Source organism: Rhodoferax saidenbachensis (assembly GCF_001955715.1).
GTDB classification, from domain to species: Bacteria; Pseudomonadota; Gammaproteobacteria; order Burkholderiales; family Burkholderiaceae_C; genus Allorhodoferax; species Allorhodoferax saidenbachensis.
In genome coordinates this window covers 1,007,411-1,030,360 of record NZ_CP019239.1, presented here as the reverse complement: position 1 = coordinate 1,030,360, position 22,950 = coordinate 1,007,411, and the positions used below count along the sequence as shown (strand labels likewise).

Genomic DNA, 22,950 nt, shown 5'->3' with positions numbered 1-22,950 from the left:
CTGACAAGCAATAGGCCCTATGGACATCAATTTCGCCGAGCTCACGGAATACCAACGCTACAAGCTGATGGCGAGCCTGATCGTTCCCAGGCCTATTGCACTGATCACCACGGTGGGCGCCAACGGCGTCATCAACGCCGCCCCGTTCAGCATGTTCAACATGCTGGGCGAAGAGCCGCCCATCGTGATGGTCAGCATCAACCGGCTGGACAACGGCGCGTTGAAGGACACGGCCGCCAACATCGTGCGCACCAAGGAGTTTGTCGTACACATGACCGACGAGGCCATGGCCGACAAGATGCACCGCTGCGGCGAGCGTCTGCCGCCCGATGTGAGTGAACTGGACCGTGTGGGCCTGCATGTGCGGCCCTCCAAAGCCGTGGCACCGCCCTGCATCGTCGAAGCGCCCGTGGCCTTTGAATGCACGCTGTGGGAAACGCTGGAAACCGCGAGCCGGCAGATCTTCATCGGCAAGGTGCTGTGGATGCATGCGCGTGATGGCCTGATCGACACCGAGACCTGGCGCGTACGCCTGCAGGACTACCACCCGGTGGGCCGCTTTGGCGCGAGCTTCTATGTAAAAACAAACGACCGCTTTGCGATTGCCGACCCCGGCGCGGCCGACGCCACGGTCACGCCCATCGACGAACTCTAAACAGACAAGGACAAGCTTGGCATAATTGAGAACAGTTCCTATTTGAATCGTTCGCATGTCCTCGCCTTCTGCTGCCCCTTCCCCACTGCCACCGCTTCCCGATACGCTTGAGCAGGCGTCTGCCCTGACACCCGCCGATTGGCGTGCCGCCACTGCGGCAGAGCCGGTAGCGGCCGCAGAGTGGATGTTGCACAGTGCCCGCCTGGGCCACGCCGATGCCCAGACCATCCTGGGCCAGTGGCTGCTGAACGGCCACGGTCTCGACCGTGACCCCGTGGGCGCGCTGGCCTGGTTTCTGAAGGCCGCAGCACAAGGCCACCCCATGGGCATCAACATGGCTGGCCGCTGTTTCGAGAATGGCTGGGGTGCGGACGCCGACAACTTTGCTGCCGCCAACTGGTACCGCCAGGCCGCCCACATGGGGCTGGACGCGGGCATGTACAACTACGCCAACCTGCTGGCCACGGGCCAGGGCGTGAAGCAGAACCCTGCAGAAGCCCTGCAGTGGTACCGCAAGGCTGCAGCGCTGGGCCACGCCAAGTCCATGACCAAGATCGGTTTTTTCTACGAAGACGGCCGCGTGGTGGCGCAAGACACCGCAGCCGCGTTCACCTGGTTTGAAGGCGGCGCGCGCGGTGGCGACTTCCGTGGCCAGTACAACTACGCCAGCATGCTGGCCGCGCGCGGCCAGATGGACGAAGCACTGGAGTGGTTGCGCAAAGTGCCGCTCACGGCCACGCCGGGCTACAAGCGTCTGGTGGGTGCGCAACTGCTGCAGTCGCCCCACGCCGCATTTCAGGCGGTGGGACAGCAGATGCTGGACGCACTGCCCAGCGCGGCAACGCCCTAGCAAGCCAAGCCATCAGGGCGCGGGCCAAAGGCCGCAAGGACACAGACTGGGGCACCTGCAACACCAGTTCGGCATCTGACTGCGCCACGATTTCCAGCCAGCCCGACACCTGCACCCCACGCACCGCACCGCGCGCCATCGCCGTATGCTGCACCAGGGTGGCGTGCTCCAGGGGAATACGCTGCACCAAGACTGCCGTTCCGACTGCGATGTGGATCACCGTGCCCCGCGGCATCTTCTCGAACAGGGATTGCCCTCGGGCCAGCGTGCGCTGATAGATTTGGAATGATGATCCTGAGCGTCTTTGCATACACGACCTCCTGTTTTCTGCGTTAAAGGCCCGGTCCGATGGGGCTTGGGCACAGGGGAAATCGTAGGCGTCGCCCCACATTCGCAACAGGCACAGCGACGCACTGTCTTCGCCAGAACAGACACCGCACCGGGCATCTGTTACGGTACGGTTTTGACAAATCTGTATCTGTTCTCTACACCGCAGATCTAGGAATATGGGCCATGGACACTGCATTGACCACCGCCACAAGTCGCCCCCACCAGCCCGCAACAGCGCCTATCTACCAGCGCCTTGCGACGCACTACCGTGGCGCCATTCAGGCGGGTTCGCTGGTCGTGGGCGACCGTATGCCCTCGTTGCGCAGCCTGATGCGCCAACACGAGGTCAGTCTGTCCACGGCCATGCAGTTGAGTCGGCAACTGGAAAGCGAAGGTTGGCTGGAGGCGCGACCGCGCTCCGGCTACTTTGTGCGCAGGCCCTTGCGCAACACGCTGGCCACGGTGAGCGAGCCACGCATGGACGTCACGCCCGACCCGGCACAGTACGTCGGCATCCACGCCCGGGTATCCGACTTCATCGCACGTGGCCGGCTGCAGATGGTCAAGACCAATCTGGCCGTGGCGCGCTGCGCGCCCGAGCTCTACCCGGCCGAGGCCCTGAAACTGGCCGCCATGCGGGTGCTGCGCACGCACCCCCAACTGTTGGTATCGGCCTCGTCCCCGCGCGGCAACGCGGTGTTTCGTGCGGTACTGGCCAAACGCGCGCTGAGTCTGGGCGTCACTTTGTCACCTGACGAGGTGCAGGTCACCAATGGCTGCATTGAGGCGCTGAACCTGGCACTGCGCGCCGTGGCCCAGCCCGGGGACACCATTGCGGTGGAATCGCCCACCTTCTATGGCCTGCTGCAGGTTCTGGAGGCGCAGGGCCTGCGTGCGCTGGAAATACCCACCAGCCCGCAGACCGGTATCTCGCTGGACGCGCTGGAAATGGCGATGCAGACCTACGACAACATCAAGGCCGTGGTGGTGGTACCGCATTTGCAAAACCCGCTGGGCAGCATCATGCCGGACGCGCACAAACAAGGGCTGGTGCAGCTCTGCGAGCGCCAAGGCATCGCCCTCATCGAAGACGACACTTACAGCGAGCTGGTCAACGAAAGCACCCGTGGTGACACCCCCTTGCGGGCGATGAAATCCTGGGACACCACAGGCAATGTGATTTATTGCGCCTCGCTGCACAAGATACTGGCGCCCGGTGCGCGGGTGGGCTGGATGACTGCAGGTCGCTGGCAAGCGCGGGTGGAGATGCTGAAGTTCAGCCAGACCCGCAGCAACGAGGAGTTGTCACAGCTGGCCCTAGCAGACTACATGGCCTCACCTGCCTATGACCGCCATTTGCGCCGCCTGCGCAGCAGCCTGCATGTCCAACGTGAAACGACAGCGCAGGCCATTGCCAGCTACTTCCCCGAAGGCACGCGCCTGAATGTGCCGGATGGCGGCCTGTCACTCTGGGTGGAATTACCGCAAAAACTGTCCAGTCGGCGCGTGTTTGATGCAGCCCTGGCGCAGCAGATTCTGGTCACGCCGGGGCAGATGTTTTCCAACAGCCTGCGCTTTGACCCCTACCTGCGCATCAACTGCGGCTGGCCGCAACAGCAGGACGTGGAACAGGGCCTGCGCCGGTTGGGGCAGATCGTGACGACACTGCTGGAAACCCAGGCGCCTACCTGAACGTCTCAAACGCCGCGTCCAGCCGCTCCAGGTATTTGGCTCGCAGGCTCGCATCGATGAAGCTAGCGTCAAAGCTGTTGCGTGCCAGCGTATAGGCATGTTGTGCCGTCAGGCCCAGCGCCGCAAAGGTCTGGGTGAAGTTCTCGTTGATGTAGCCGCCGAAGTAGGCCGGGTCGTCGGAGTTGACCGTGGCCATGATGCCGGCGTCCAGCATGGCTCCAATGTTGTGCTGCGCCAGTGTGGGAAACACGCGTAACTTGAGGTTGGACAGTGGGCACACCGTCAGCGGGATACGGTCTTTGGCCAGGCGCTGCATCAGCGCGGCGTCATGGATGGCCTGCACACCATGGTCGATGCGCTCGACCTTGAGCACATCGAGCGCGCTCCAGATGTAGGCCGGGGGTGCTTCTTCGCCCGCATGGGCCACCAGGCGGAAGCCCAGTTGTTTGGCGCGCGCATAGACCTTGGCAAACTTCTCGGGCGGGTGGCCCACTTCGCTGGACGCCAAACCGATGCCGACGATCTTGTCGCGCAGCGGCAGCGCCTGCTCCAGGCATTCAAAGGCCTCTTCTTCACTCAGGTGGCGCAGGAAGCACAGGATCAGCGAGGCCGTCATGCCGAACTTGGCGGGCGCATCGGCACAGGCGCGGTACAGACCGTTGATGACCACCTCCGCGCTCAGACCGTGGCCGGTGTGCGTCTGCGTGTCAAAGAAGATCTCCGTGTGCAGCACGTTGTCGGCCTGCGCGCGGGCCAGGTAGGCGCACGTCATGTCGTAGAAATCCTGCTCGGTCTTGAGCACCATGGTGCCTTCGTGGTAAATGTCCAGAAACTCCTGCAGGTTGTTGAACACATAGGCGTCGCGCAGCGCCTGCTCGCTGGGGAAGCGCAGCGGCACGTGGTTGCGTTTGGCCAATGCGAACATCAGCTCTGGCTCCAGCGATCCTTCGATGTGCATATGCAGCTCGGCTTTGGGCATGGCGCGCAACAGGGCTGGCATGCGGTCTGCGGCAACGGGTTGGACGGAGGGGTGTGTAGAGGCCATCAGCAGACTCCAAAAATAATGTTTTGTTGTTTCAAAAAGCGGCGGTAGGCCGACGATGCCCGGTCTGCCGCGGTGTGTACTTCGGCGCGCACATCCAGCGGCAAACGCCGGGGGCGTTGTGATTCCAGCACTGGCTTGTCCTGCATGAAGATGGTGTGCTGGAAATCCTGCAATTTTTTGTCCGGGCTGTCAAAGTCGGCCATGGCCAGGCGAAACCAGACGCGGCTGCTCTCGGGCGTGACAGGACAGATGAACAGACCAATCGACTCGCGAAAGCCCTGCACCGCCACACTGGCGGCATCGGGCACCTTGGTCAGCACGGCGGTGTACGGCGCCAGCACCTCGTAGGTGTATTCCACTTGCGCCGGCGCGGTGGAGTGCACATTGCTCTGCGGCTGCCAGGCCTTGCATTGGGTGGCGCGCAGGCCGTTGGGTGTGGCCTCTACGGTGTAATCGTCAATGGCGGTGGCTTCGCGCATACCCAACCAGCCGTCGTGCACAAATCCAAAGTGCGCCATGTCCAGAAAATTTTCGACGATGCGCGGCGCGCTGGTCGCCACATCGTAGGGGCCGCAGTTCACGGTGCGCAGTTGTACATCGGTCTCTGCGGCAAAGGCGGGTATATGCATTTCGTCGGCATCCGCCTGCAGAGCCACCCAGACCAGGCCATAGCGCTCACAGGCAGAAAAAGTGCGCGCCGTGTGCGTGGCGGGCGGCACAAACTGGGGCAAGGCAGGCACGTGCACACACTGGCCGATGCTGCCAAACTGCCAGCCGTGGTACGGGCACTCCAGCCGGTCGCCACAGACGCGGCCCAGCGACAGCTGGGCGCCACGGTGCGGGCACTGGTCGGCCCAGGCGTGGACCTGCTGCGCGGTATCGCGCCACAACACCACCGCCTGGTCCAGCAGACGCACGGCCAGCGGCGCTTGCGCCACCTCGTGTGCCAGCGCCACCGGATGCCACAGTGTGTTTTCCTTGTCCGCGGAGTCCATGCCTCAATTCCTTGTTTCAGACCACAACAAAAAAGGGCCGCTCGTGGGCGGCCCTTGGGTTTATTCCACCGCCAATTACTTGGCGCCGGGAACCTTGCCTTCCACGCCCTTGACGTAGAAGTTCACGCCGGAGAGGAACTTGTCGTCAGCGGTTTCGCCGTCTTTCAGGATGTCCTTGCCGGTGTTGTCCTTCAGAGGACCTTTCCAGATGGCGAAGCTGCCATCGGTCAAGCCCTTCTTGATCTCGTCGATCTTGGCCTTGGTTTCAGCAGGCACGTCTTCGGCGATGGAAACGATGTCAATGGCACCGTCCTTCACACCGAGCCAGGAACCTGTGCCACCCTTCCAGGAGCCGTCCAGTGCCGCTTTGGTGGCCTGGATGTAGTAAGGACCCCAGTTGATCACGGAAGAGGCCAAGTGGGCCTTGGGGCCGTAGGCGGTCATGTCGGAATCCCAACCGAAGGCGCGTTTGCCCTTGGATTCAGCGGTCTTCAGCACCGCGGGAGAGTCGGTGTTCTGGAACAGAACGTCGGCGCCACCGTTGATCAGCGAAGTCGCAGCTTCGGTTTCCTTGGGTGGGTCAAACCAGCCGTTCACCCACACCACTTTGGTCTTGATCTTGGGGTTGCTGCTCTGGGCGCCCAGGGTGAAGCTGTTGATGTTGCGGATCACTTCGGGAATTGGGATGGAAGCCACCACGCCCAGCGTGCCAGTCTTGCTCATCTTGCCGGCGATCACACCTGCCATGTACGCGCCTTCGTAGGTGCGGCTGTCGTAAGTGCGGATGTTCTCGCCCTGCTTATAGCCGGTGGCGTGTTCGAACTTCACGTCCTTGAATTCAGGTGCGACCTTCTGGATGGGCTCCATGTAACCGAAGGTGGTGCCGAAAATCAGCTTGTTGCCGCTGCTGGCCATTTCGCGGATCACGCGTTCGGCATCGGCCGACTCAGGCACGTTTTCCACAAAGGAGGTCACGATCTTGTCGCCAAATTCCTTTTCCAGCGCCTTGCGACCATTGTCATGGGCGAAAGTCCAGCCGCCGTCACCGACAGGGCCGACGTAGGCGAAGGCAATCTTCAGAGGCGCAGGCTTGGCGGGAGCGGCCGCAGCCGGTGCGGGCGCGGGAGCAGGTGCCGGCTCTTCCTTCTTGCCGCAACCCACCAGGGCAGCCGTGGCCACCGCGGTGAGCGCTGCCACCTTGAGTAATGAACGCTTTTGCAGATCTGTCATGTCACTTCCTTTAATAAACGAGAGAAAAAACGCAGGGGTCAAAAATCAGGAGCCCGGATAAAACGGTTTGCCAATGGAAGCTGGCATGTTAATCCGAATCCAGCGCGGATTGCGTGAGATCAGGGCCAACACCACGATGGTGGCGACGTAAGGCAGCATGGTCAGGAACTGGCTGGGGACTTCGACACCAATGCCTTGCAGGTGGAACTGCAGCATGGTCACGCCACCAAACAAATAGGCCCCCAACAGCACCCGCGCCGGGCGCCAGGTGGCAAAGGTGGTGAGCGCCAGGGCGATCCAGCCCTTGCCAGCCACCATGCCCTCCACCCACAGGGGTGTGTAAATAACGGAAATATAGGCGCCCGCCAGGCCGCACAAGGCGCCTCCCAGCACCACCGCCCCCAGGCGGATCAGCCGCACCGGGTAACCCAGTGCATGGGCAGACTCGGGGCTTTCGCCCACGCTGCGCAGGATCAGGCCGGAACGCGTGCGGTACAGCCACCAGATCAGGGCCAGGGCAAAGGCCACGGTCAGGTACACCAGCGGATGCTGGCGAAACAGGGCCGAGCCCAGCAATGGGATGTCGGACAGGTAGGGCACGGCAAAGCTGGGGCGCTCAGGGATTTTTTCCTGCACATAGGAGATACCGGCAAACGCGGAAAACCCTGCGCCAAAAAGACTGAGCGCCAAGCCGGTGGCGTACTGGTTGGTGTTGAGCCAGATCACCAACCCGCCAAAGATGGCGGCCATCAGGGCACCTGCGCCCATGCCGGCGAGGAAACCCATGACATCGCTGCCGGTGTGCACCACGGTGGCAAAGCCGGCAATGGCGGCGCACAGCATCATGCCCTCGGCACCTAGGTTCACAATGCCGGCCTTTTCATTGATCAGCAGGCCCAGCGAGGCGATGGCCAGTACGGTGCCCGCGTTCAGCGTGGCGGCGATCAGGAGTGCATAGGATTCCATTATTTGCTTCCCTTGGGCGCTACTTGTGGTGTCACCCACTTCAGGCGGTAGTTCACCAGCGTGTCGCAAGCCAGCAAGGTAAACAGCAACAAGCCTTGGAACACCCCGGTCAGCGACTTGGGCAACCCCAGGCGCGACTGGGCCAGCTCACCGCCGATATAGAACATGCTCATCAGCACCGCCGAGAACACCATGCCCACCGGGTGCAGCCGCCCCACGTAGGCCACGATGATGGCGGCAAAACCGTAACCTGCCGGCACATAGGGCGTGAGCTGACCAATCGGCCCCGCCACCTCCAGCGCACCGGCCAGACCGGCCATACCGCCAGACACCAGCAGCGCCGTCCACAACGCGCGGCGCGAAGAAAACCCGGCGTAACGCGAAGCTGCCGGTGCCAGCCCACCCACCTGCAGGGCAAAGCCGGAACGCGTGCGAAACAGGAAGATCCACATACCCGCCACACCCGCCAGGGCCAGCAGCACGCCAATGCTCATGCGCGAACCCTCAAACAGGCGGGGAATGCGGGTGGCGAGGTCAAAGGTTTTGGTCTGCGGAAAGTTGTAGCCATTGGGGTCTTTCCAGGGTCCGTAGACCAGATAACCCAGCACCTGTACGGCCACGTAGACTAGCATCAGGCTGACCAAAATTTCGTTGGCGTTGAAGCGGTCACGCAAAAAGGCAGTGATACCGGCCCAGAACATGCCGCCCAGTATTCCGGCCAGCACAATCGGCACCACGATCCAGCCCCCAGTGCCCGGCTCGGCCAGCAGCGCCACACCACTCGCGGTGACCGCGCCCAGAATGTACTGGCCTTCGGCACCGATGTTCCAGACATTGGAGCGGAAACACACGGCCAGGCCCAGCGCAATCAGCAACAGCGGCGTGGCCTTGACCACCAGTTCCCCCAGGGCATAGCCGGACTTGATGGGTTCCCAGAAAAACACCTGCAGGCCCCGCACCGGGTCTTTGCCCAGCACCATGAATAAGATGACTCCAATGATGACCGTGCACAGCAGCGCCAGCACGGGCGAGCCATAACTCCAGAACGCAGACGGCTGCGGGCGGGCTTCGAGCTTGAGGCGCACATTAGGCATGTTGCACCTCAGTCGCTTTTTGGTTGTCCCACAGACCGCTCATCCACTCTCCAATTTTTTCTACCGTGGCCTCTGCCATTGGCACTGAAGGTGACAACCGGCCACGTGCAATCACATGCAGGCGGTCACACACTTCAAACAGCTCGTCCAGCTCTTCACTGACCACCAACACCGCACAGCCCGCGTCACGCAACGCCAGGATTTCACCGCGGATCTGCGCCGCTGCGCCCACGTCCACACCCCAGGTGGGCTGGGACACGATGAACAATTTGGGCTTGGCATCGATCTCGCGGCCGACAATGTACTTTTGCAGGTTGCCACCCGACAGTGACCGCGCCACGGCCTGCGGGCCACCGGCCTTGACGTTGAACCCCTTGATCAGGCGTGCCGCATGTTCTTCGAGTTGCTTCACGCGGATCCAGCCGCCGGCAAACCGCGGGAAAGAAATGGATTCGGTGCGCGTGAGCAGCAGGTTGTGCGCCAGGCTCAGCGTGGGCACAGCACCGCGGCCCAATCGCTCCTCAGGCACAAAGTGCAGCCCCAGATTGCGGCGACCACCCGGGTGCAGGGCCGACACATCGGTCTGGCCCATGGTGATGCTGCCCTTGGGCGAGCGACAGTCTTCGCCCGACAGTGCGTAGAGCAGCTCTTTTTGTCCGTTGCCCGAAACACCGGCGATGCCGACCACCTCACCGGCTTTGACGTCGAGGTCAATGCCGTCCAGATCGACACCAAACTGGTCTTCACGGGCCAGGCGCAGGTTCTTGACGGAGAGCACCGTGGCACCGGTTTTCTGCGGGCGGTGTTCGAGTTGGGGCGGCTCGGCACCAATCATCAGGCGCGAAAGTGAGGCATTGGATTCTTCAGCAGGGTTGCACACGCCGGTGACCACACCACCGCGCAGCACGGTGCAGGCATTGCACAGCTCGCGGATTTCATGGAGCTTGTGGCTGATGTAGAGAATGCTGCAGCCCTCAGACGCCAGCTTCTTGAGCACCACAAACAGCTTTTCCACCGCCTGTGGCGTCAGCACCGAGGTGGGTTCGTCCAGGATCAGCAGTTGCGGGTTGGTCAAGAGTGCGCGGATGATTTCCACGCGCTGCATCTCGCCCACGCTCAGCGTGTGCACCGGGCGGCTGGGGTCGATGTCCAGCCCGTATTCGGCAGCCTTGGCGGCAATGCTTTGGGTGACTTCGGCCAGGCTCAGCGACTTGTCCAGGCCCAGCCAGACGTTCTCGGCCACGGTGATGGTGTCAAACAGGTTGAAGTGCTGGAACACCATGCTGATGCCCAGGGCCCGCGCTTCCTTGGGGTTGCGGATGTGGGCGATCTGGCCGTTGAACATCACGCGGCCGGCATCGGGCTTGACCGAACCGTAGATGATCTTCATCAGCGTGGACTTGCCGGCGCCGTTTTCGCCCAGCACCGCATGGGTTTCGCCGGGCATCACGGTCAGGTTGATATCGCTGTTGGCCACCACGCTGGGGTAGGCCTTGGTGATACCGGTGAGCTGCAGTCGGGTTACAGAGGAAATAGGGGCCATGCTAGGGATGTCTCACTCTTTTTTCAGATCTGCCGCCACCGACTTTACACGCTCGCGCAGCCAGCGACTGGAGGCTGAGGTGTGGGTGCGTGTGTGCCATAACTGGTAATACATCATGCGGGGAAAGGCGACGGGGCAAGGCAGTATCTTCAGGGGCAGGCTGTCCACAAAACGCTCGCAGTACTGCCGCCCGGTGGTCAACACCAGCAAGGTTGATGCCACCATGCCCGGAATCAGGCCGAAATGCGGGCAGCGCGCCACGATGTGCCGCTGCAGACCCAGCGAAGCCAGATGTTCGTCAATCACGCCCTTGGCGCCCGGGTGGGTAGCACTCGGGGCAATGTGTTCCGCCTCCAGCCAAGATGCCTGGTCCCAACCACGGCGCGCGGCCGGGTGTTTTTTGGATACCAGGCACACCACCTCGTCGCCAAACAGGCGGCCCAGGTGCAGGTCTTGCGGAGGCGAGAGCCAGTTGCCGATGACCACATCCACCTCCCCCTGCGCCAGTTGGGTGCGGTAGTCGGAGCCACCGGACAGCGGGTGGATCTCGATTTCAGCCAGCGGCGCCTGGATCTTGATCTGGGCTACCAGTCGGGGCAAAAATTGCGGATCGAGGTAGTCGCTGGCCGCCACGCGAAAGGTGGTGCGTGCGGTGGCGGGGTCAAAACCGCGCGCGTCGGAGAACAGCATTTCGGCGGCACGCAATATGCTGGCACTGGGCTCCAGCATGCGCAAACCGGTCTCGGTGGGCACCATGCCAGCGCCGGAACGCACCAACAGGGGGTCCTCCGCGAAGTCGCGCAAGCGTTTGAGGGAAGCACTGACCGCCGGCTGGTGCATGCCCAGCCGGATCGCTGCCCGGGAAACACTGCGTTCTGTCAACACGGTATGGAGGACCCTTATCAAATGAAGGTCGATCTTGTCGAAAAGGGATTGGTCTCTCATACGGGTGCGTGGATTTGTGCCATATGCTAATGCGTATGACCGGGGCCAGTCTCCCGATTTACCCTCCCGCACGAGGAAGCACCATGAACACCCAACCCCTGCGATTCATCCGACGTGGCGAAGTCGTCACCCTGCACGGCGTGGAGCCCACGCGCACGCTGCTGGAAGTGCTGCGCGACGACCTGCACTGCACCGGCACCAAGGAAGGTTGCGGCGAAGGCGACTGCGGTGCCTGCACCGTGGTGGTCGGCGAGGAGCGCGACGGCCAGTTGCACACCAGCGCCATCAACAGCTGCATCCGCATGGCGCACTCCATCGACGGCATGGCGCTGTGGACGGTGGAAGACATTGCCGCGGCAGACGGCACACTGCACCCGGCGCAAGAGGCCATGGTGCAGTGCCATGGCTCGCAGTGCGGCTTTTGCACCCCCGGCTTTGTGATGAGCCTGTTTGGTCTGTACCAGAACCAGCAGGGCCAGACCTGTACCCGCGAAGAGGCACAGGCAGCACTGTCCGGCAACCTGTGCCGCTGCACCGGCTACCGGCCGATTCTGGATGCCGCGCAAGCCATGCACACCCTGCCTGCGGTGCCTTTGGACGACACCAAAGTGCTATCAAAACTGCAGCTGCTTGCGCAATCCCCACAAGGGCTGGAGGCCAATTCTTCTTATATTTCCCCGCGCAGCCTGAAAGCCCTGCTCAAAGCCCGCGCGCAATCCCCGGATGCCCAGATCGTCGCCGGCTGTACCGACGTGGGCCTGTGGGTGACCAAGATGCACATGCAGTTTGCGCGGGTGCTGGATGTGACTCAGGTCAAAGAGCTGCTCCGTGTGGAGCAGTACCCACACCACATCGCCATTGGCGCCGCCGTCACGCTGACCGACGCCTTTGCCGCTTTGGTGGCCGACCGGCCGCAACTGGCCACCTTTGCCCACCGCTTTGCCGGCCTGCCAGTGCGCAATTCCGGCACGCTGGGCGGCAATGTGGCCAATGGCTCGCCGATTGGCGACTCCATGCCGCTCTTGATTGCGCTGGGGGCCCACGTCGTGCTGATGGGCCAACGTGGCCACCGCGAGCTGCCGCTGGAAGACCTGTACACCGGCTACCGCAAGAACGTGATGGCACCGGACGAGGTGCTGGCGTGGATCAAGGTGCCCAAGGCCACCGCCAGCGAACGCTCCCGCGTGTACAAGATTTCCAAACGGTTTGAAGACGACATCTCCGCCGTGTGCCTGGCGCTAAACCTGCACATCACGGATGGCGCGGTGCAAAAGGCATCCATCGGCGTCGGTGGTGTGGCCGCCACACCGGTGCGTGCGCGCAAGAGCGAAGCCGCGTTGCGGGGCCAGCCATGGAACTTGTCCACGGTGAAGCAGGTCCAAAAGGTCTTGCGCAACGAATTCAACCCGATCTCCGACATGCGCGCCTCTGCCGCCTACCGCACCGAGGTACTGGGCAATCTGCTGCAGCGTTACTGGCTGGAGAGCCAGGGCCTGCAGGCCATCGAAGTGCACAGCCTCCTGGACCCACTGCAACTGGAAGGAGCCGCAGCATGACTTCCAACCCGCCCAACATCGCCATAGAGCACGGCCCGGCTGCTGGCGTGACCCGCCCGCATGAAAGCGCACGCTCCCAGGTGGCCGGTGCAGCCACCTACATCGACGACATCCCCGAAGTGCGCGGCACGCTGCATGCAGCGCCCATTCTTTCCAACGTGGCCCACGGCAAGTTGCTGGGCGTGGATACCAGCGCGGCGCGGGCCATGCCCGGCGTGGTCGATGTGGTCCTCAGCCAAGACATTCCCGGTGATCCGATGCTGGCCGCCTTTGCCGGCGACGAACCGGTGTTTGCCATCGACACAGTGCAACACATCGGTCAGGTGATTGGCGTGGTGGTGGCGCGTACCGCCATGCAGGCACGGCGTGCCGCGCGCAAGGTCAAGCTGAACATCGAGGCCCTGCCCGCCATCCTGACGGTGCAGCAGGCCTTGGAGGCCAAGAGCTTTGTGCTGCCACCGGTGCATGTGCGCCGCGGCAATGCCGCTGCCGCCATGAAGACCGCGCAGCACACCCTCAGCGGCACGCTGGAGGTCGGCGGCCAGGAGCATTTCTACCTGGAAGGCCAGATTGCCTACGTGCTACCGCAGGAACAGAACCAGTGGGTGGTCTACAGCAGCACGCAGCACCCGGGCGAGGTACAGCACTGGGTCAGCCACGCGCTGGGCCTGGACAACAACGCGGTGCGCGTAGAGTGCCGGCGCATGGGCGGTGGCTTTGGCGGCAAGGAAACCCAGGCCGGCCATCTGGCCGTGTGGTCTGCCGTGGCCGCGAACAAGGTCAAGCAGGCGGTGAAGTTGCGGTTGGACCGCGACGACGACTTCATGGTCACCGGCAAACGCCACCCGTTTGCATACGAATACACCGCCGGTTTTGACGACACCGGCCGCCTGACCGCGCTGCAATTGATGATGGCCGCTAACTGCGGCTTCAGCGCCGACCTGTCCGGCCCGGTGGCGGATCGCGCCATCTTCCACAGCGACAACGCCTACTACCTGCAGGACGTGGATATTGCGTCCTACCGCTGCAAGACGAATACGCAGAGTCACACTGCCTTTCGCGGCTTTGGTGGGCCGCAGGGCGTGATCCTGATCGAGACCATCATGGGCGACATTGCACGCCATTTGAAGATGGACCCGCTGGACGTGCGCATACGCAATCTGTACAGCGACGAGGTGCTGAGCACTTCGACAAGCTCAGTGCGAACGGGAGCTGAGGCCGTTCGGGCTGAGCCTGTCGAAGCCCTGCGCCGCGACACGACCCACTATGGGATGAAGGTCGAGGACAACATCCTCGCCCCGTTGCTATCAAAACTGGAGCTGTCTGCACAATACCGGCGCCGGGTAGAGGCCATTTCAGCATGGAATTCCAAGAGCCCGGTGCTCAAGCGCGGCATTGCCATCACGCCCGTCAAGTTCGGCATCAGCTTCACCGCCACGCTGTTCAACCAGGCCGGCGCGCTGGTGCATGTGTACACCGACGGCAGTGTGCAGGTGAACCACGGTGGCACCGAGATGGGCCAGGGCCTGCACACCAAGGTGGCGCAGATCGTGGCCGACGAGTTGGGCATTTCTTTCACGCGCGTGCTGGCCACCGCCAGCGACACCAGCAAGATTCCCAACGCCTCCGCCACCGCAGCCAGCGCCGGCACCGACCTGAACGGCCGCGCCGCGCAGTTTGCCGCCCGCCACGTGCGCGACAACCTGGCCGCCTTTGTCTGCGGGCTGGACGGCTGCGGCGCGGGTGCCATCCAGTTCCAGAACGGGCAGGTTCTCTCCCCCAAAACCACACGCTCTTTTGAAGAGGTGGTGGGCATGGCCTACGCCAACCGCATCCAGCTCTGGAGCGACGGCTTTTACCGCACCCCCAAGATCCACTACGACAAGGCCACGCTGACCGGCCGCCCGTTCTACTACTTTGCCTACGGCGCTTCCTGCAGCGAAGTGGTGATCGACACGCTGACCGGCGAGAGCCGCGTGCTCAAGGTGGACATCCTGCATGACGTGGGTCGCAGCATCAACCCGGGGCTGGATATTGGCCAGATCGAAGGCGGCTTTGTACAGGGCATGGGCTGGCTCACCACCGAACAACTGGTGTGGAACGACAAGGGCTACCTGTCCACGCACGCCCCCAGCACCTACAAGATTCCTACCGCAGGCGATGTACCCGCGCATTTCAAGGTCGACCTGTGGCCTGAGCCCAACCGCGAGGACAACGTCTTCGGCAGCAAAGCCGTGGGTGAACCGCCCTTCATGCTGGCCATCAGCGTGTTTGAGGCGCTGAAAGACGCCGTGGCACGGGCGCGCGGGGACGGTGCCGCCGTACGCCTGATAGCCCCCGCAACGGCGGAGCATGTGCTGGCCGCCCTCACGGCTTGAAAAAAATTCAACGGAGATGTGTGCAAAACTGCACAAAGATCATGCAAACGCTATCCTTTTAGGAGCGATAGACGTCTTAAAATAGGGGCTTTGCCAGTACTGGCCTGCACAACCCGTGTATTGCTGATATGGTCCGAAACCGCTGTGGTAATCCACGCAGCGGATCTTGCACAGACCCCCATACCGGGGACGTTGGAATGAAAAAATTACTCACCTGGCTGCTGGCCCTGCTGGCCTACGGCGCGCAAGCCAGCGCGGCCAGCCCTGCGCTGGCGCTGTACTACGGAGACAATCCCCCTTGGGATGCTTTGCAGGCCTTCGACATCGTGGTGGTGGACCCAGGCCATGTGCCCAACCCCGCTGCGGTCGCTCCCGCGCACACCACCCTCGCGGCCTATGTGGCCGTGGGAGAAGTCCAGCCCAGCCGCCCTTACGCCAACAGCATTCCCAAAGCCTGGCTGCGTGGCGAAAACAAGGACTGGGGCAGCCGCCTGATTGACCAGTCGCAAGCCGCATGGCCCGCCTTTTTCACCGACAACGTCATTCAACCCTTGTGGGCAGCCGGTTACCGCAGCTTCTTCTTCGACACGCTGGACTCCTACCAGCTGTTCGCCAAAACGCCGCAGGAGCGGGCCCAACAGGAAGCTGGCCTGGTCGCCACCATCCAGGCAGTCAAAAAGCGCTACCCCCAAGCCAAACTGATTTTCAACCGTGGCTTTGAAATTCTGGACCGCACCGGCAAGCTGGTCGACATGGTCGCCGCCGAATCGCTGTTTCAGGGGTATGACGCGGGCAAAGGCAGCTACACCACGGTGTCGGAGTCCGACCGCGAATGGCTGCTGGGCCAACTGCGCCGGGCGCGCGATGAATTCAAATTACCCATCCTGGCGATTGACTATGTGCCGCCCGGGCAGCGGGACTTGGCCCGCGCCACCGCAAAACGCATCAGCGACCTGGGCTTCACCCCCTGGGTCGCCACGCCTGACCTGACCACGCTGGGGGTCGGCAGCATTGAAGTCATGCCACGCAAGGTGCTGGTGGTACACAGCCCTCTGCAGGCAGAGTTTGAACTGAACACGCTGGACCCGGCCCGCCTGATGGCCATGCCGCTGAACTACCTGGGATACGCGCCCGAGTATTTGGACACCTTGCATTTGCCGGACCACACACTGACAGGTCGCTATGCAGGTGCCGTTATCTGGCTCACCGAAGAACTCAGCGCGTCAGAGCGCCAAAAGCTGGCGGCCTGGATACAGAAACAAACTACGGACAAACTGCCGCTGGCCTTTGTGAGTTTGCAAAGCGATCTACTCGACGGTGCGGTGGGCAAAACCTTGGGGCTCAATCTACGGGCCGCAGCCGGCACCAACTTGCCCAGCGTCACCCAACAAGACGCTTCGGTGGGGTTTGAGCGTTCACCCCGCCCCACTGCAGACAGTTTTTTTGGGCTGACATTGGCCAAGGGACGGCCACTTCTCACGCTTCAGCGTGATGGAATATCTCAACATGCAGCCGGCATTGCCCCGTGGGGCGGCTATGTGATCGACCCCTATGGCGTTGTCAACCTGCCGGGTGGAGCAGGCAGCAGATGGGTCATCGATCCATTTGCCTTCTTGCGCGATGCATTGCAACTGCCGGACATGCCCGTCGCAGATGTCAGCACTGAAACCGGGCGTCGCATGCTCATGGTCCACATGGACGGAGACGGTTTTGTGAGCCGATCCGAGCTTCCGGGCAACCCGCTGGCGGGAGAGGTAGTACGGGATCGGGTGGTCAACAAATACCCGGTGCCCATGACCATTTCCGTCATTGAAGCCGAGTTGTCACCGCAGGGGCTCTACCCGGGACTTTCCGCACTGTCGGAAAAAGTGGCGCAGGATATTTTCCGTGCCCCCCCACGTTGCCATCGCATCGCACAGTTACTCCCATCCCTTTTTCTGGCACAAAGTGGGGGCAACTGCTGACAATGAGGATGGCTACAACCTGCGTATTCCCGGTTACCGCTTTGACCTGAAAAGGGAAATCGACGGCTCGGTCGAGTACATCCAGCGGCGCCTGGCACCTGCGGGCAAGAAAGTAGAGATGTTTTTCTGGACCGGCGACTGCGTCCCCGGCAGCGACGCCCTGGCCATGGTAGGACAAGCGGGTTTGCTCAACATGAACGGCGGCGACACCGTTGCCACACGGTCCAGCGCCACGCTCACAGAAGTTGAAGGACTGGGGATACCGCGCCCCGGCGGCTACCAGGTGTTTGCGCCCAACCAGAACGAAAACGTTTACACCAACAACTGGCAAGGCCCGTTTTATGGTTTCGAACGTGTGATTGAAACCTACGAATTCACCGAGAAGCCACGCCGCCTAAAACCCATCAATATTTACTTCCACACCTATCTGGTCTCCAAGCGCGCCGGCATGCAGTCGCTCGACAAGATCTTCGCTTTTGCGCTGGCCCAGGAGACCACCCCGGTGTATGTGTCCGAATACGCGCGCAAGGTACTGGACTTTCAGACGATGGCCATTGCCCGTACACCGACCGGTTGGCGCATCCGCGGTGCGAAAGACTTGCGGACCGTGCGCTTGCCCGCCTCCGCAACAGCACCGGACATGCGCGCCAGCACAGGGATTGCAGGCTACCGCATGGGTGAGGCTGAAAGTTATGTACACCTCGCCAGTGACTCGGCAGAGCTGGTCCTGGCAAAGCCTGGGGCGGCCTCGACAACCCCGCTACTGGTTTCTGCAAATGCCCGCCTGAACGCCTTTGAAAACACCGCCAATGGCCCCCGTTGGACATTGCAGGGCCATGTTCCGCTGAAATTCACGCTGTCCAATGTGGCCACTTGCCGCGTGCGCGCGGGCAACCGCGACCTCACACCCGTGCGCCGAGAAGGCACTTTGTCCCACTACGAACTGCAAGCCCATGCTGCCAGCCCGCTCGAAGCGATATGCAGGTATTGACGGGGAAATACCCCGTCTGGGCCTCGCGTCCCCCTGGCAGCTGTTCCTGATTGCGCTGCTGGTCATGGCTCTGCTCGTCATGATTTTTCCACGTCGGGAGCTGGTGGAAAAACTGTACGCCCAGGAAACGCTGGATGAACTGACCCTGTCCTACATCCAGAACCTGTACCGCGCCAATACCCGCAATACAGACGTTGCCATCCTGCTGGCCCGCACGCAGCAGGAAGACATGGATATCACCACGCTGGAAAACATGCTGCTTCCTCCCGCCAATACCGGTGATGCACGCCAGCGTACGGAGGCACGGCTGATTTTGGTCAAGGCGTATGCCCGCGCACTCCATGAAGCGGGCCTTGAACCCAAGCAAAGGATGTCGCTGAAGGCCCGCCTGACCGCGTTGATGCGCTCTTCTGCCAAAGAGGCCCTTCCTGAGCGACTCGCCCAGGCATTTGCCAACCTGGCTTTCGAGCTGGACCTGCCTGCGCTGGGCACAGAATTTTTGGCAAAAATCGAAACGGGCCGTTCACCTGACGCGCTGGAGTACTATGCCAAAGAAGCCCTGGCAAAAGGGGAATACGGTGTGGCAGCAGAGTACTACCTGTTGGCGCGTGAGCAGACCAAAGAGGTAGCGCAAGCCCGACGGCTCTTCATGGCCGGCATTGACGCGCTGATGGCGGACAGCCTCTTTCAGCAAGCGATGCAATCCGCCAAGCAGCATTTAGGTGCGCTGGAGAATGACCCGCAAACCTTGCGTTATCTGGCCCGCACGGCCCTCGCAGCCGGTTCGCCCGCGCAAGCGGCGCTGTACGCACGTGCGTTAGTCTTCCAGACGGAGGGCGCTACACCGTGAGTCTGCGTGTTGGTCTGTTGGTTGTGTCCTGTGCCATGTTGTCGCAGGCACATGCCAGTGACGCACCGGTTGCGGGGCAGGACTACCAGTCCCTGCAAATCGCCAGCAGCACCAACCTAAACGCGCTGAAGAAACTGTACGCGCGTCACACCCAACTGCCCTATTTGCGCCTGGAGCAGCGTGGCACGCAGTATGTACTCCGTGCAGGCTTTTGGACCAGCACCAGTGCCGCAAAGGCAGCCTTGGCCGCAAACCCCGTACCGGGTGCCAAACTGCGTGTCGCGGTACTGCGCCCGGAAGCTTTGGTGCAGTACAACTGGGCGGAAGCGGCACCTTCCAATCCCAACGCATTGGCAAAACCCGCGTTGCCGCTACCTGACGCCAACACAGGCAAGGCGACCGAGACCATGGCTGTGGCGCCGGTGCCTGCACAACCCGCATTGGTGAACCCTGCCCCCGAGAAGAAGGCACCGTTATCACCGACGACAGCAACGGATATCAGTGACCGCTTGCGCACCTTCAATCCGGATGACTTTGCACTCGCCTATGACGTGCTGCTGAGCACTGGAGACCTGCAACGCGCCTACCGCATTGCACAGCAGGCCGTTGCCAAACTTCCGCAAGACCCAAGCTGGCGCCGCAAACTGGCCCAGGTTGCCGAGTGGACACAGCACCCGGATGTGGCTGCAACACAATGGCGTGCCTTGTTTCTGCAAGGTAACCGTACGCCCGATGTCCTCGCAAACGTCTTGCGTTTGTCGCCTTATATGGAAGACCCCTCCGTTGCACTGCAGGTCTGGAAGGAACTGGCCGTACGCCAACCCCTGACCACCGCGCAGTGGCAGGAAGTGTTTCATTTGTTCGAGGAGTTGTCCCAGCCCGCCGAAGGTTCCACTTTTTTTGAAGCGCAGTACCGGCGCCACCAGGACATCTCTTTACTGGACTACGCGGCGCGACTGGCGGACAACGCCGGTGACGACACCCGCGCGCTGAACCTGTACCTGCAAAGAGCCGAGCTTGCGCCGTTTTCCCTCGCGACTGTGCTGCGTGCAGTGACCCATCTGGTCCGCATGGATCGCATGGGCGACGCACAAACCCTGATGCAAACCTATGCATCGCAGGTACCTGCGGATGCGGCCGAGTATTGGCGTATGTTGGGACAAATTGCCTGGGAAACACGCAGCAATGATGCTGCACAAGAGGCTTACACGCGTTATGTAAAAACCCCACAGGCCACGGTGGCCGACTGGTCCCGGTTGATATTTCTGGTGCGACAGAAAATGCCACTGGAAGCAGCCGGCCTGGCGCTGGAAGCGTGGCGCCGCTTTGGCGCCGTGGACCAACTGACACTGGCACTGGAAATTTATACCGCTGCGGGAGATATCCAGACACAGACCCGCATCTACAAGGCGTTGCAAGGTGAAGCACTGAAGCAAGCGCAGCAGGAGCCACGTTTCCTGCTGCTACGCGCGCAGTACTACCAGCGGGGCAAACAACCCGACCTGGCGTGGTCTGACCTCGCACGTGCGATGCAGATCGCTCCTGGCGACAAGGACGCCGTGTTGTCGGCCTTGTGGTTCCTGATCGACGAAGGTCGCCACCCGGTGTTGAACACTCTGCTGCGGCAACATGCAGCCACTGCAAGCAAAGATTCTGCGTACTGGATGGCCTTTGCCGCAGGCAACCAGACCTTGGGGCGCAACAAGGAAGCCTTGCACTGGTATGGCAAAGAAGTGCAACGCACGCCACAAGCCCCTTTGTTGCTGCTGAACTATGCAGATACGCTGGAACAGTTGCAGCAGGCGGGCATGGCAGCGCGCATTCGCCGCCACGCCTGGCTGCTGCTCAAGCAGAAGTACCCCTCGCCGGATGCCGTTCCAAAGGGTGCAAGCCCCGCCGAACTATTGACGGCTGTCAGACTGTCGCTGCAAAACCGCCCGGGAGACCCCGCCATGCAGCAGGTCCGCCAGATGGTGCAAAAGATGCGGGGCCTGCCCAGTGAGCAAAGCGACGAAGAGACCAGTACGCTGGTGCTGGGCTGGGCCATCACACAAGAACAGTTCGCCAATGCACGTTACTGGATGTGGCAACGCTACGCCCGGCAAGCCGAGCAGGCCGCCCCGCTCTGGGGAGAGTCCCAGGTGGCCTTGCAGTTGGGCGATACGGCCACGATGAGTCGCTTGCTGGATCGCAAGAGCGACGCCATGCCCATCTACAACCGTTATGACACAGCCTATGCGTTGGGCCACACGCCGCAGGCACTGGATATTGCTTTCAAAGGCATGGCCCAGCAGGAGAACGATGAGCCCCTGCACGACCGCTTCCGCCAGCACGCTCCCGGTAACGCCCCCTATCTGCAACTGATGGCCCGCAAGGACATGCTGGGCACGCTGGACCGGCAAGGCCTGTACGGCGAAGCCCGGTTTGTAGTGCGCCCTCAGTTGCATCTGCTTGCCGGATGGTCCCGAATGCAGCAGTCCAGCACGGACACCAACCTGCAAACCCTGGCACCGGGTTCGGACCAACTGGAACGCCTGGAAATCCAGTGGCAAGGCACGCGTGACCAGGGCAGTCTGGCACTTTTTCACCGCAATGAGCTGCAAAGTTACATGGGCTTGCAGGCAACCCAGACCTTCCGCTGGGGCGAGCGCATCAACCTCGATACCGGTCTGGATTACCGCGCGGACTCTGGCCTGAGCCTGCCCATGCAAGTGGCCGGGTATGAGCACAGCATTCACGGCAGCCTGGGCTACACGCTTGGCAAACGGCACTACCTGCGTGCCTCCCCACGTTTGAGCCAGTACTACACCCAGTTCGGAGACTACCTGGGTAGCGGGCAATTGCTGGACCTGGAAGCGGGTTACCGCATCCGCACCGAATACCCCGACTGGCGCTTGCGCGCGGTGCTGACCCAACAGGACTTTTCGCGCAATGGCGGCATCAGCGCAGAGTCATTGGCGCGTTTGCCCGCGGACCTGCAGGCCGCCATCAACAACGGGACGATCGACCCCACCACGTACTTTTTGCCCGAAAGCAGCACGTCCTGGGGGCTGTGTTTCAGCATGGGAGAAAACCTGGCAGGACAAAACCTGCAGACCGTGTACAGCCGGGCCTGGCGCCCGTACTTTGACATGTGTTTGCGCGACAATAGCCGCACAGGTAGCGGCTACACCGGAACAGTGGGCATGGTGGGCTCCGTCACAGGAGAAGACCACGTGGCCGTGGAGTTACAAAACAGCGATGGTCTGACCACCGTCGAAGGCCCCACACGCACACTGACATTGCGATATCGACACTACTTTTAATGATTGCGACCATGACCCGACTCCGACTTTTCCTGCTGGGATGTATTGCTCTGATTCTGGTGGGCTGCTCCACCGCCATCCAATCCACCGCAGAACGCGAAACGCTGGACACCCAGGCGCGCTGGGCCCTGCTGCCCCTGTCCAACAATACCGACACGCCACAAGCGGCCCTGTCGGCCGAGTCCATGCTGGAGCATCTGCTACGTCGCCGCGGCATTCAAAACATGCTGCTCTATCCGGCAACCCTGTCGCGTGACAGCCTGTTTGAACCTTCCGAGCGCAAGGTCAGCGACGAGGCACGTGAATGGGCCCGCGCCCAGGGTGTGCGTTACGCCGTATCCGGCAGCGTGGAAGAGTGGCGTTACAAGGTGGGCATCGACGGAGAGCCTGCCGTGGGCGTGACGCTCAAGGTGGTAGACCTGTCCACCGGCCAGACCGTGTGGAGTGCCTCCAGTGCCAAGAGCGGCTGGAGCCGTCAAGCATTGTCGGCAGTGGCCCAAACCGTTTTGACCGACGCGCTGGACAGCCTGCCACTGGTTTCCGGTAAACCCCGTCCGTAAC

Annotated in this window: 17 protein-coding genes; 10 read left to right on the top strand and 7 right to left on the bottom strand. The window is 62.0% G+C overall.

Features of this window, described 5'->3' with window-relative positions; translation table 11 throughout:
• The first annotated feature begins 19 nt into the window (after positions 1–19).
• From RS694_RS04930 to RS694_RS04920, 3 genes are all read left to right on the top strand, one after another.
• Positions 20–655, top strand: coding sequence for a flavin reductase family protein (locus RS694_RS04930; protein ID WP_029709331.1), 636 nt, complete (start codon positions 20–22; stop codon positions 653–655).
• A gap of 55 nt (positions 656–710) precedes the next feature.
• Positions 711–1,505 (top strand): tetratricopeptide repeat protein, encoded by a 795-nt coding sequence (locus tag RS694_RS04925; protein WP_076069411.1) that lies wholly within the window; start codon positions 711–713, stop codon positions 1,503–1,505.
• Between the two features lie 513 nt (positions 1,506–2,018).
• Positions 2,019–3,527, top strand: coding sequence for an aminotransferase-like domain-containing protein (locus RS694_RS04920; protein WP_051392084.1), 1,509 nt, complete (start codon positions 2,019–2,021; stop codon positions 3,525–3,527).
• Here the strand turns inward: RS694_RS04920 and RS694_RS04915 are convergent.
• The 7 genes from RS694_RS04915 to RS694_RS04885 all read right to left on the bottom strand — a co-directional run bounded on the left by RS694_RS04915 (position 3,520) and on the right by RS694_RS04885 (position 11,345).
• Positions 3,520–4,572 carry an adenosine deaminase gene (locus RS694_RS04915; RefSeq protein WP_029709327.1) on the bottom strand — a complete coding sequence of 351 codons (1,053 nt, stop codon included), beginning with the start codon at positions 4,570–4,572 and terminating at the stop codon, positions 3,520–3,522. The two genes, RS694_RS04920 and RS694_RS04915, sit on opposite strands and share 8 nt — an antisense overlap.
• Entirely contained in the window at positions 4,572–5,567 is a 996-nt protein-coding gene (locus RS694_RS04910) for an aromatic ring-hydroxylating dioxygenase subunit alpha (RefSeq protein ID WP_029709326.1), read from the bottom strand. Before RS694_RS04910 ends, RS694_RS04915 begins: the two co-directional genes overlap by 1 nt.
• A gap of 75 nt (positions 5,568–5,642) precedes the next feature.
• Positions 5,643–6,797, bottom strand: coding sequence for a BMP family ABC transporter substrate-binding protein (locus RS694_RS04905; protein WP_029709325.1), 1,155 nt, complete (start codon positions 6,795–6,797; stop codon positions 5,643–5,645).
• Positions 6,798–6,842: 45 nt separating this feature from the next.
• Positions 6,843–7,763 carry an ABC transporter permease gene (locus tag RS694_RS04900; protein ID WP_029709324.1) on the bottom strand — a complete coding sequence of 307 codons (921 nt, stop codon included), beginning with the start codon at positions 7,761–7,763 and terminating at the stop codon, positions 6,843–6,845.
• Complete coding sequence (locus RS694_RS04895) at positions 7,763–8,857, bottom strand: ABC transporter permease (RefSeq protein WP_029709322.1); 1,095 nt, start codon at positions 8,855–8,857, stop codon at positions 7,763–7,765. Before RS694_RS04895 ends, RS694_RS04900 begins: the two co-directional genes overlap by 1 nt.
• Positions 8,850–10,400, bottom strand: coding sequence for an ABC transporter ATP-binding protein (locus RS694_RS04890; RefSeq protein WP_029709321.1), 1,551 nt, complete (start codon positions 10,398–10,400; stop codon positions 8,850–8,852). The genes RS694_RS04895 and RS694_RS04890 overlap by 8 nt, the downstream gene beginning before the upstream one ends.
• Positions 10,401–10,412: 12 nt before the next feature.
• Complete coding sequence (locus tag RS694_RS04885; RefSeq protein ID WP_029709319.1) at positions 10,413–11,345, bottom strand: LysR family transcriptional regulator; 933 nt, start codon at positions 11,343–11,345, stop codon at positions 10,413–10,415.
• An 83-nt stretch (positions 11,346–11,428) separates the two neighbouring features.
• Between RS694_RS04885 and xdhA the strand changes: the two genes are divergently transcribed.
• From xdhA to RS694_RS04855, 7 genes are all read left to right on the top strand, one after another.
• On the top strand, positions 11,429–12,901 hold the full coding sequence (xdhA, locus tag RS694_RS04880; RefSeq protein ID WP_029709318.1) for a xanthine dehydrogenase small subunit: 1,473 nt from the start codon (positions 11,429–11,431) through the stop codon (positions 12,899–12,901).
• Positions 12,898–15,279 (top strand): xanthine dehydrogenase molybdopterin binding subunit, encoded by a 2,382-nt coding sequence (xdhB, locus tag RS694_RS04875; RefSeq protein ID WP_076069393.1) that lies wholly within the window; start codon positions 12,898–12,900, stop codon positions 15,277–15,279. The genes xdhA and xdhB overlap by 4 nt, the downstream gene beginning before the upstream one ends.
• A 197-nt stretch (positions 15,280–15,476) precedes the next feature.
• Positions 15,477–17,243: an endo alpha-1,4 polygalactosaminidase gene (locus RS694_RS20240; RefSeq protein WP_051391633.1), complete on the top strand. Its 1,767-nt coding sequence runs from the start codon at positions 15,477–15,479 to the stop codon at positions 17,241–17,243.
• On the top strand, positions 17,227–18,234 hold the full coding sequence (locus tag RS694_RS20235) for a polysaccharide deacetylase family protein (RefSeq protein WP_051391634.1): 1,008 nt from the start codon (positions 17,227–17,229) through the stop codon (positions 18,232–18,234). The genes RS694_RS20240 and RS694_RS20235 overlap by 17 nt, the downstream gene beginning before the upstream one ends.
• Positions 18,197–19,084: a hypothetical protein gene (locus RS694_RS04865; protein WP_029705422.1), complete on the top strand. Its 888-nt coding sequence runs from the start codon at positions 18,197–18,199 to the stop codon at positions 19,082–19,084. Before RS694_RS20235 ends, RS694_RS04865 begins: the two co-directional genes overlap by 38 nt.
• Entirely contained in the window at positions 19,081–22,389 is a 3,309-nt protein-coding gene (locus RS694_RS04860; RefSeq protein WP_029705423.1) for a tetratricopeptide repeat protein, read from the top strand. Before RS694_RS04865 ends, RS694_RS04860 begins: the two co-directional genes overlap by 4 nt.
• A gap of 11 nt (positions 22,390–22,400) precedes the next feature.
• A complete protein-coding gene (locus tag RS694_RS04855; RefSeq protein ID WP_029705425.1) occupies positions 22,401–22,949 on the top strand; it encodes a hypothetical protein in 549 nt (182 codons plus the stop codon).
• Position 22,950 lies beyond the last annotated feature (1 nt).

Excerpts from the sequence above, each read along its gene's own strand:
- RS694_RS04930 (WP_029709331.1), top strand. The coding sequence starts at position 20 with ATGGACATCAATTTCGCCGAGCTCACGGAATACCAACGCTACAAGCTG.
- RS694_RS04925 (WP_076069411.1), top strand. The coding sequence starts at position 711 with ATGTCCTCGCCTTCTGCTGCCCCTTCCCCACTGCCACCGCTTCCCGAT.
- RS694_RS04920 (WP_051392084.1), top strand. The coding sequence starts at position 2,019 with ATGGACACTGCATTGACCACCGCCACAAGTCGCCCCCACCAGCCCGCA.
- RS694_RS04915 (WP_029709327.1), bottom strand. The coding sequence starts at position 4,572 with ATGGCCTCTACACACCCCTCCGTCCAACCCGTTGCCGCAGACCGCATG.
- RS694_RS04910 (WP_029709326.1), bottom strand. The coding sequence starts at position 5,567 with ATGGACTCCGCGGACAAGGAAAACACACTGTGGCATCCGGTGGCGCTG.
- RS694_RS04905 (WP_029709325.1), bottom strand. The coding sequence starts at position 6,797 with ATGACAGATCTGCAAAAGCGTTCATTACTCAAGGTGGCAGCGCTCACC.
- RS694_RS04900 (WP_029709324.1), bottom strand. The coding sequence starts at position 7,763 with ATGGAATCCTATGCACTCCTGATCGCCGCCACGCTGAACGCGGGCACC.
- RS694_RS04895 (WP_029709322.1), bottom strand. The coding sequence starts at position 8,857 with ATGCCTAATGTGCGCCTCAAGCTCGAAGCCCGCCCGCAGCCGTCTGCG.
- RS694_RS04890 (WP_029709321.1), bottom strand. The coding sequence starts at position 10,400 with ATGGCCCCTATTTCCTCTGTAACCCGACTGCAGCTCACCGGTATCACC.
- RS694_RS04885 (WP_029709319.1), bottom strand. The coding sequence starts at position 11,345 with ATGAGAGACCAATCCCTTTTCGACAAGATCGACCTTCATTTGATAAGG.
- xdhA (WP_029709318.1), top strand. The coding sequence starts at position 11,429 with ATGAACACCCAACCCCTGCGATTCATCCGACGTGGCGAAGTCGTCACC.
- xdhB (WP_076069393.1), top strand. The coding sequence starts at position 12,898 with ATGACTTCCAACCCGCCCAACATCGCCATAGAGCACGGCCCGGCTGCT.
- RS694_RS20240 (WP_051391633.1), top strand. The coding sequence starts at position 15,477 with ATGAAAAAATTACTCACCTGGCTGCTGGCCCTGCTGGCCTACGGCGCG.
- RS694_RS04865 (WP_029705422.1), top strand. The coding sequence starts at position 18,197 with ATGCTGCCAGCCCGCTCGAAGCGATATGCAGGTATTGACGGGGAAATA.
- RS694_RS04855 (WP_029705425.1), top strand. The coding sequence starts at position 22,401 with ATGACCCGACTCCGACTTTTCCTGCTGGGATGTATTGCTCTGATTCTG.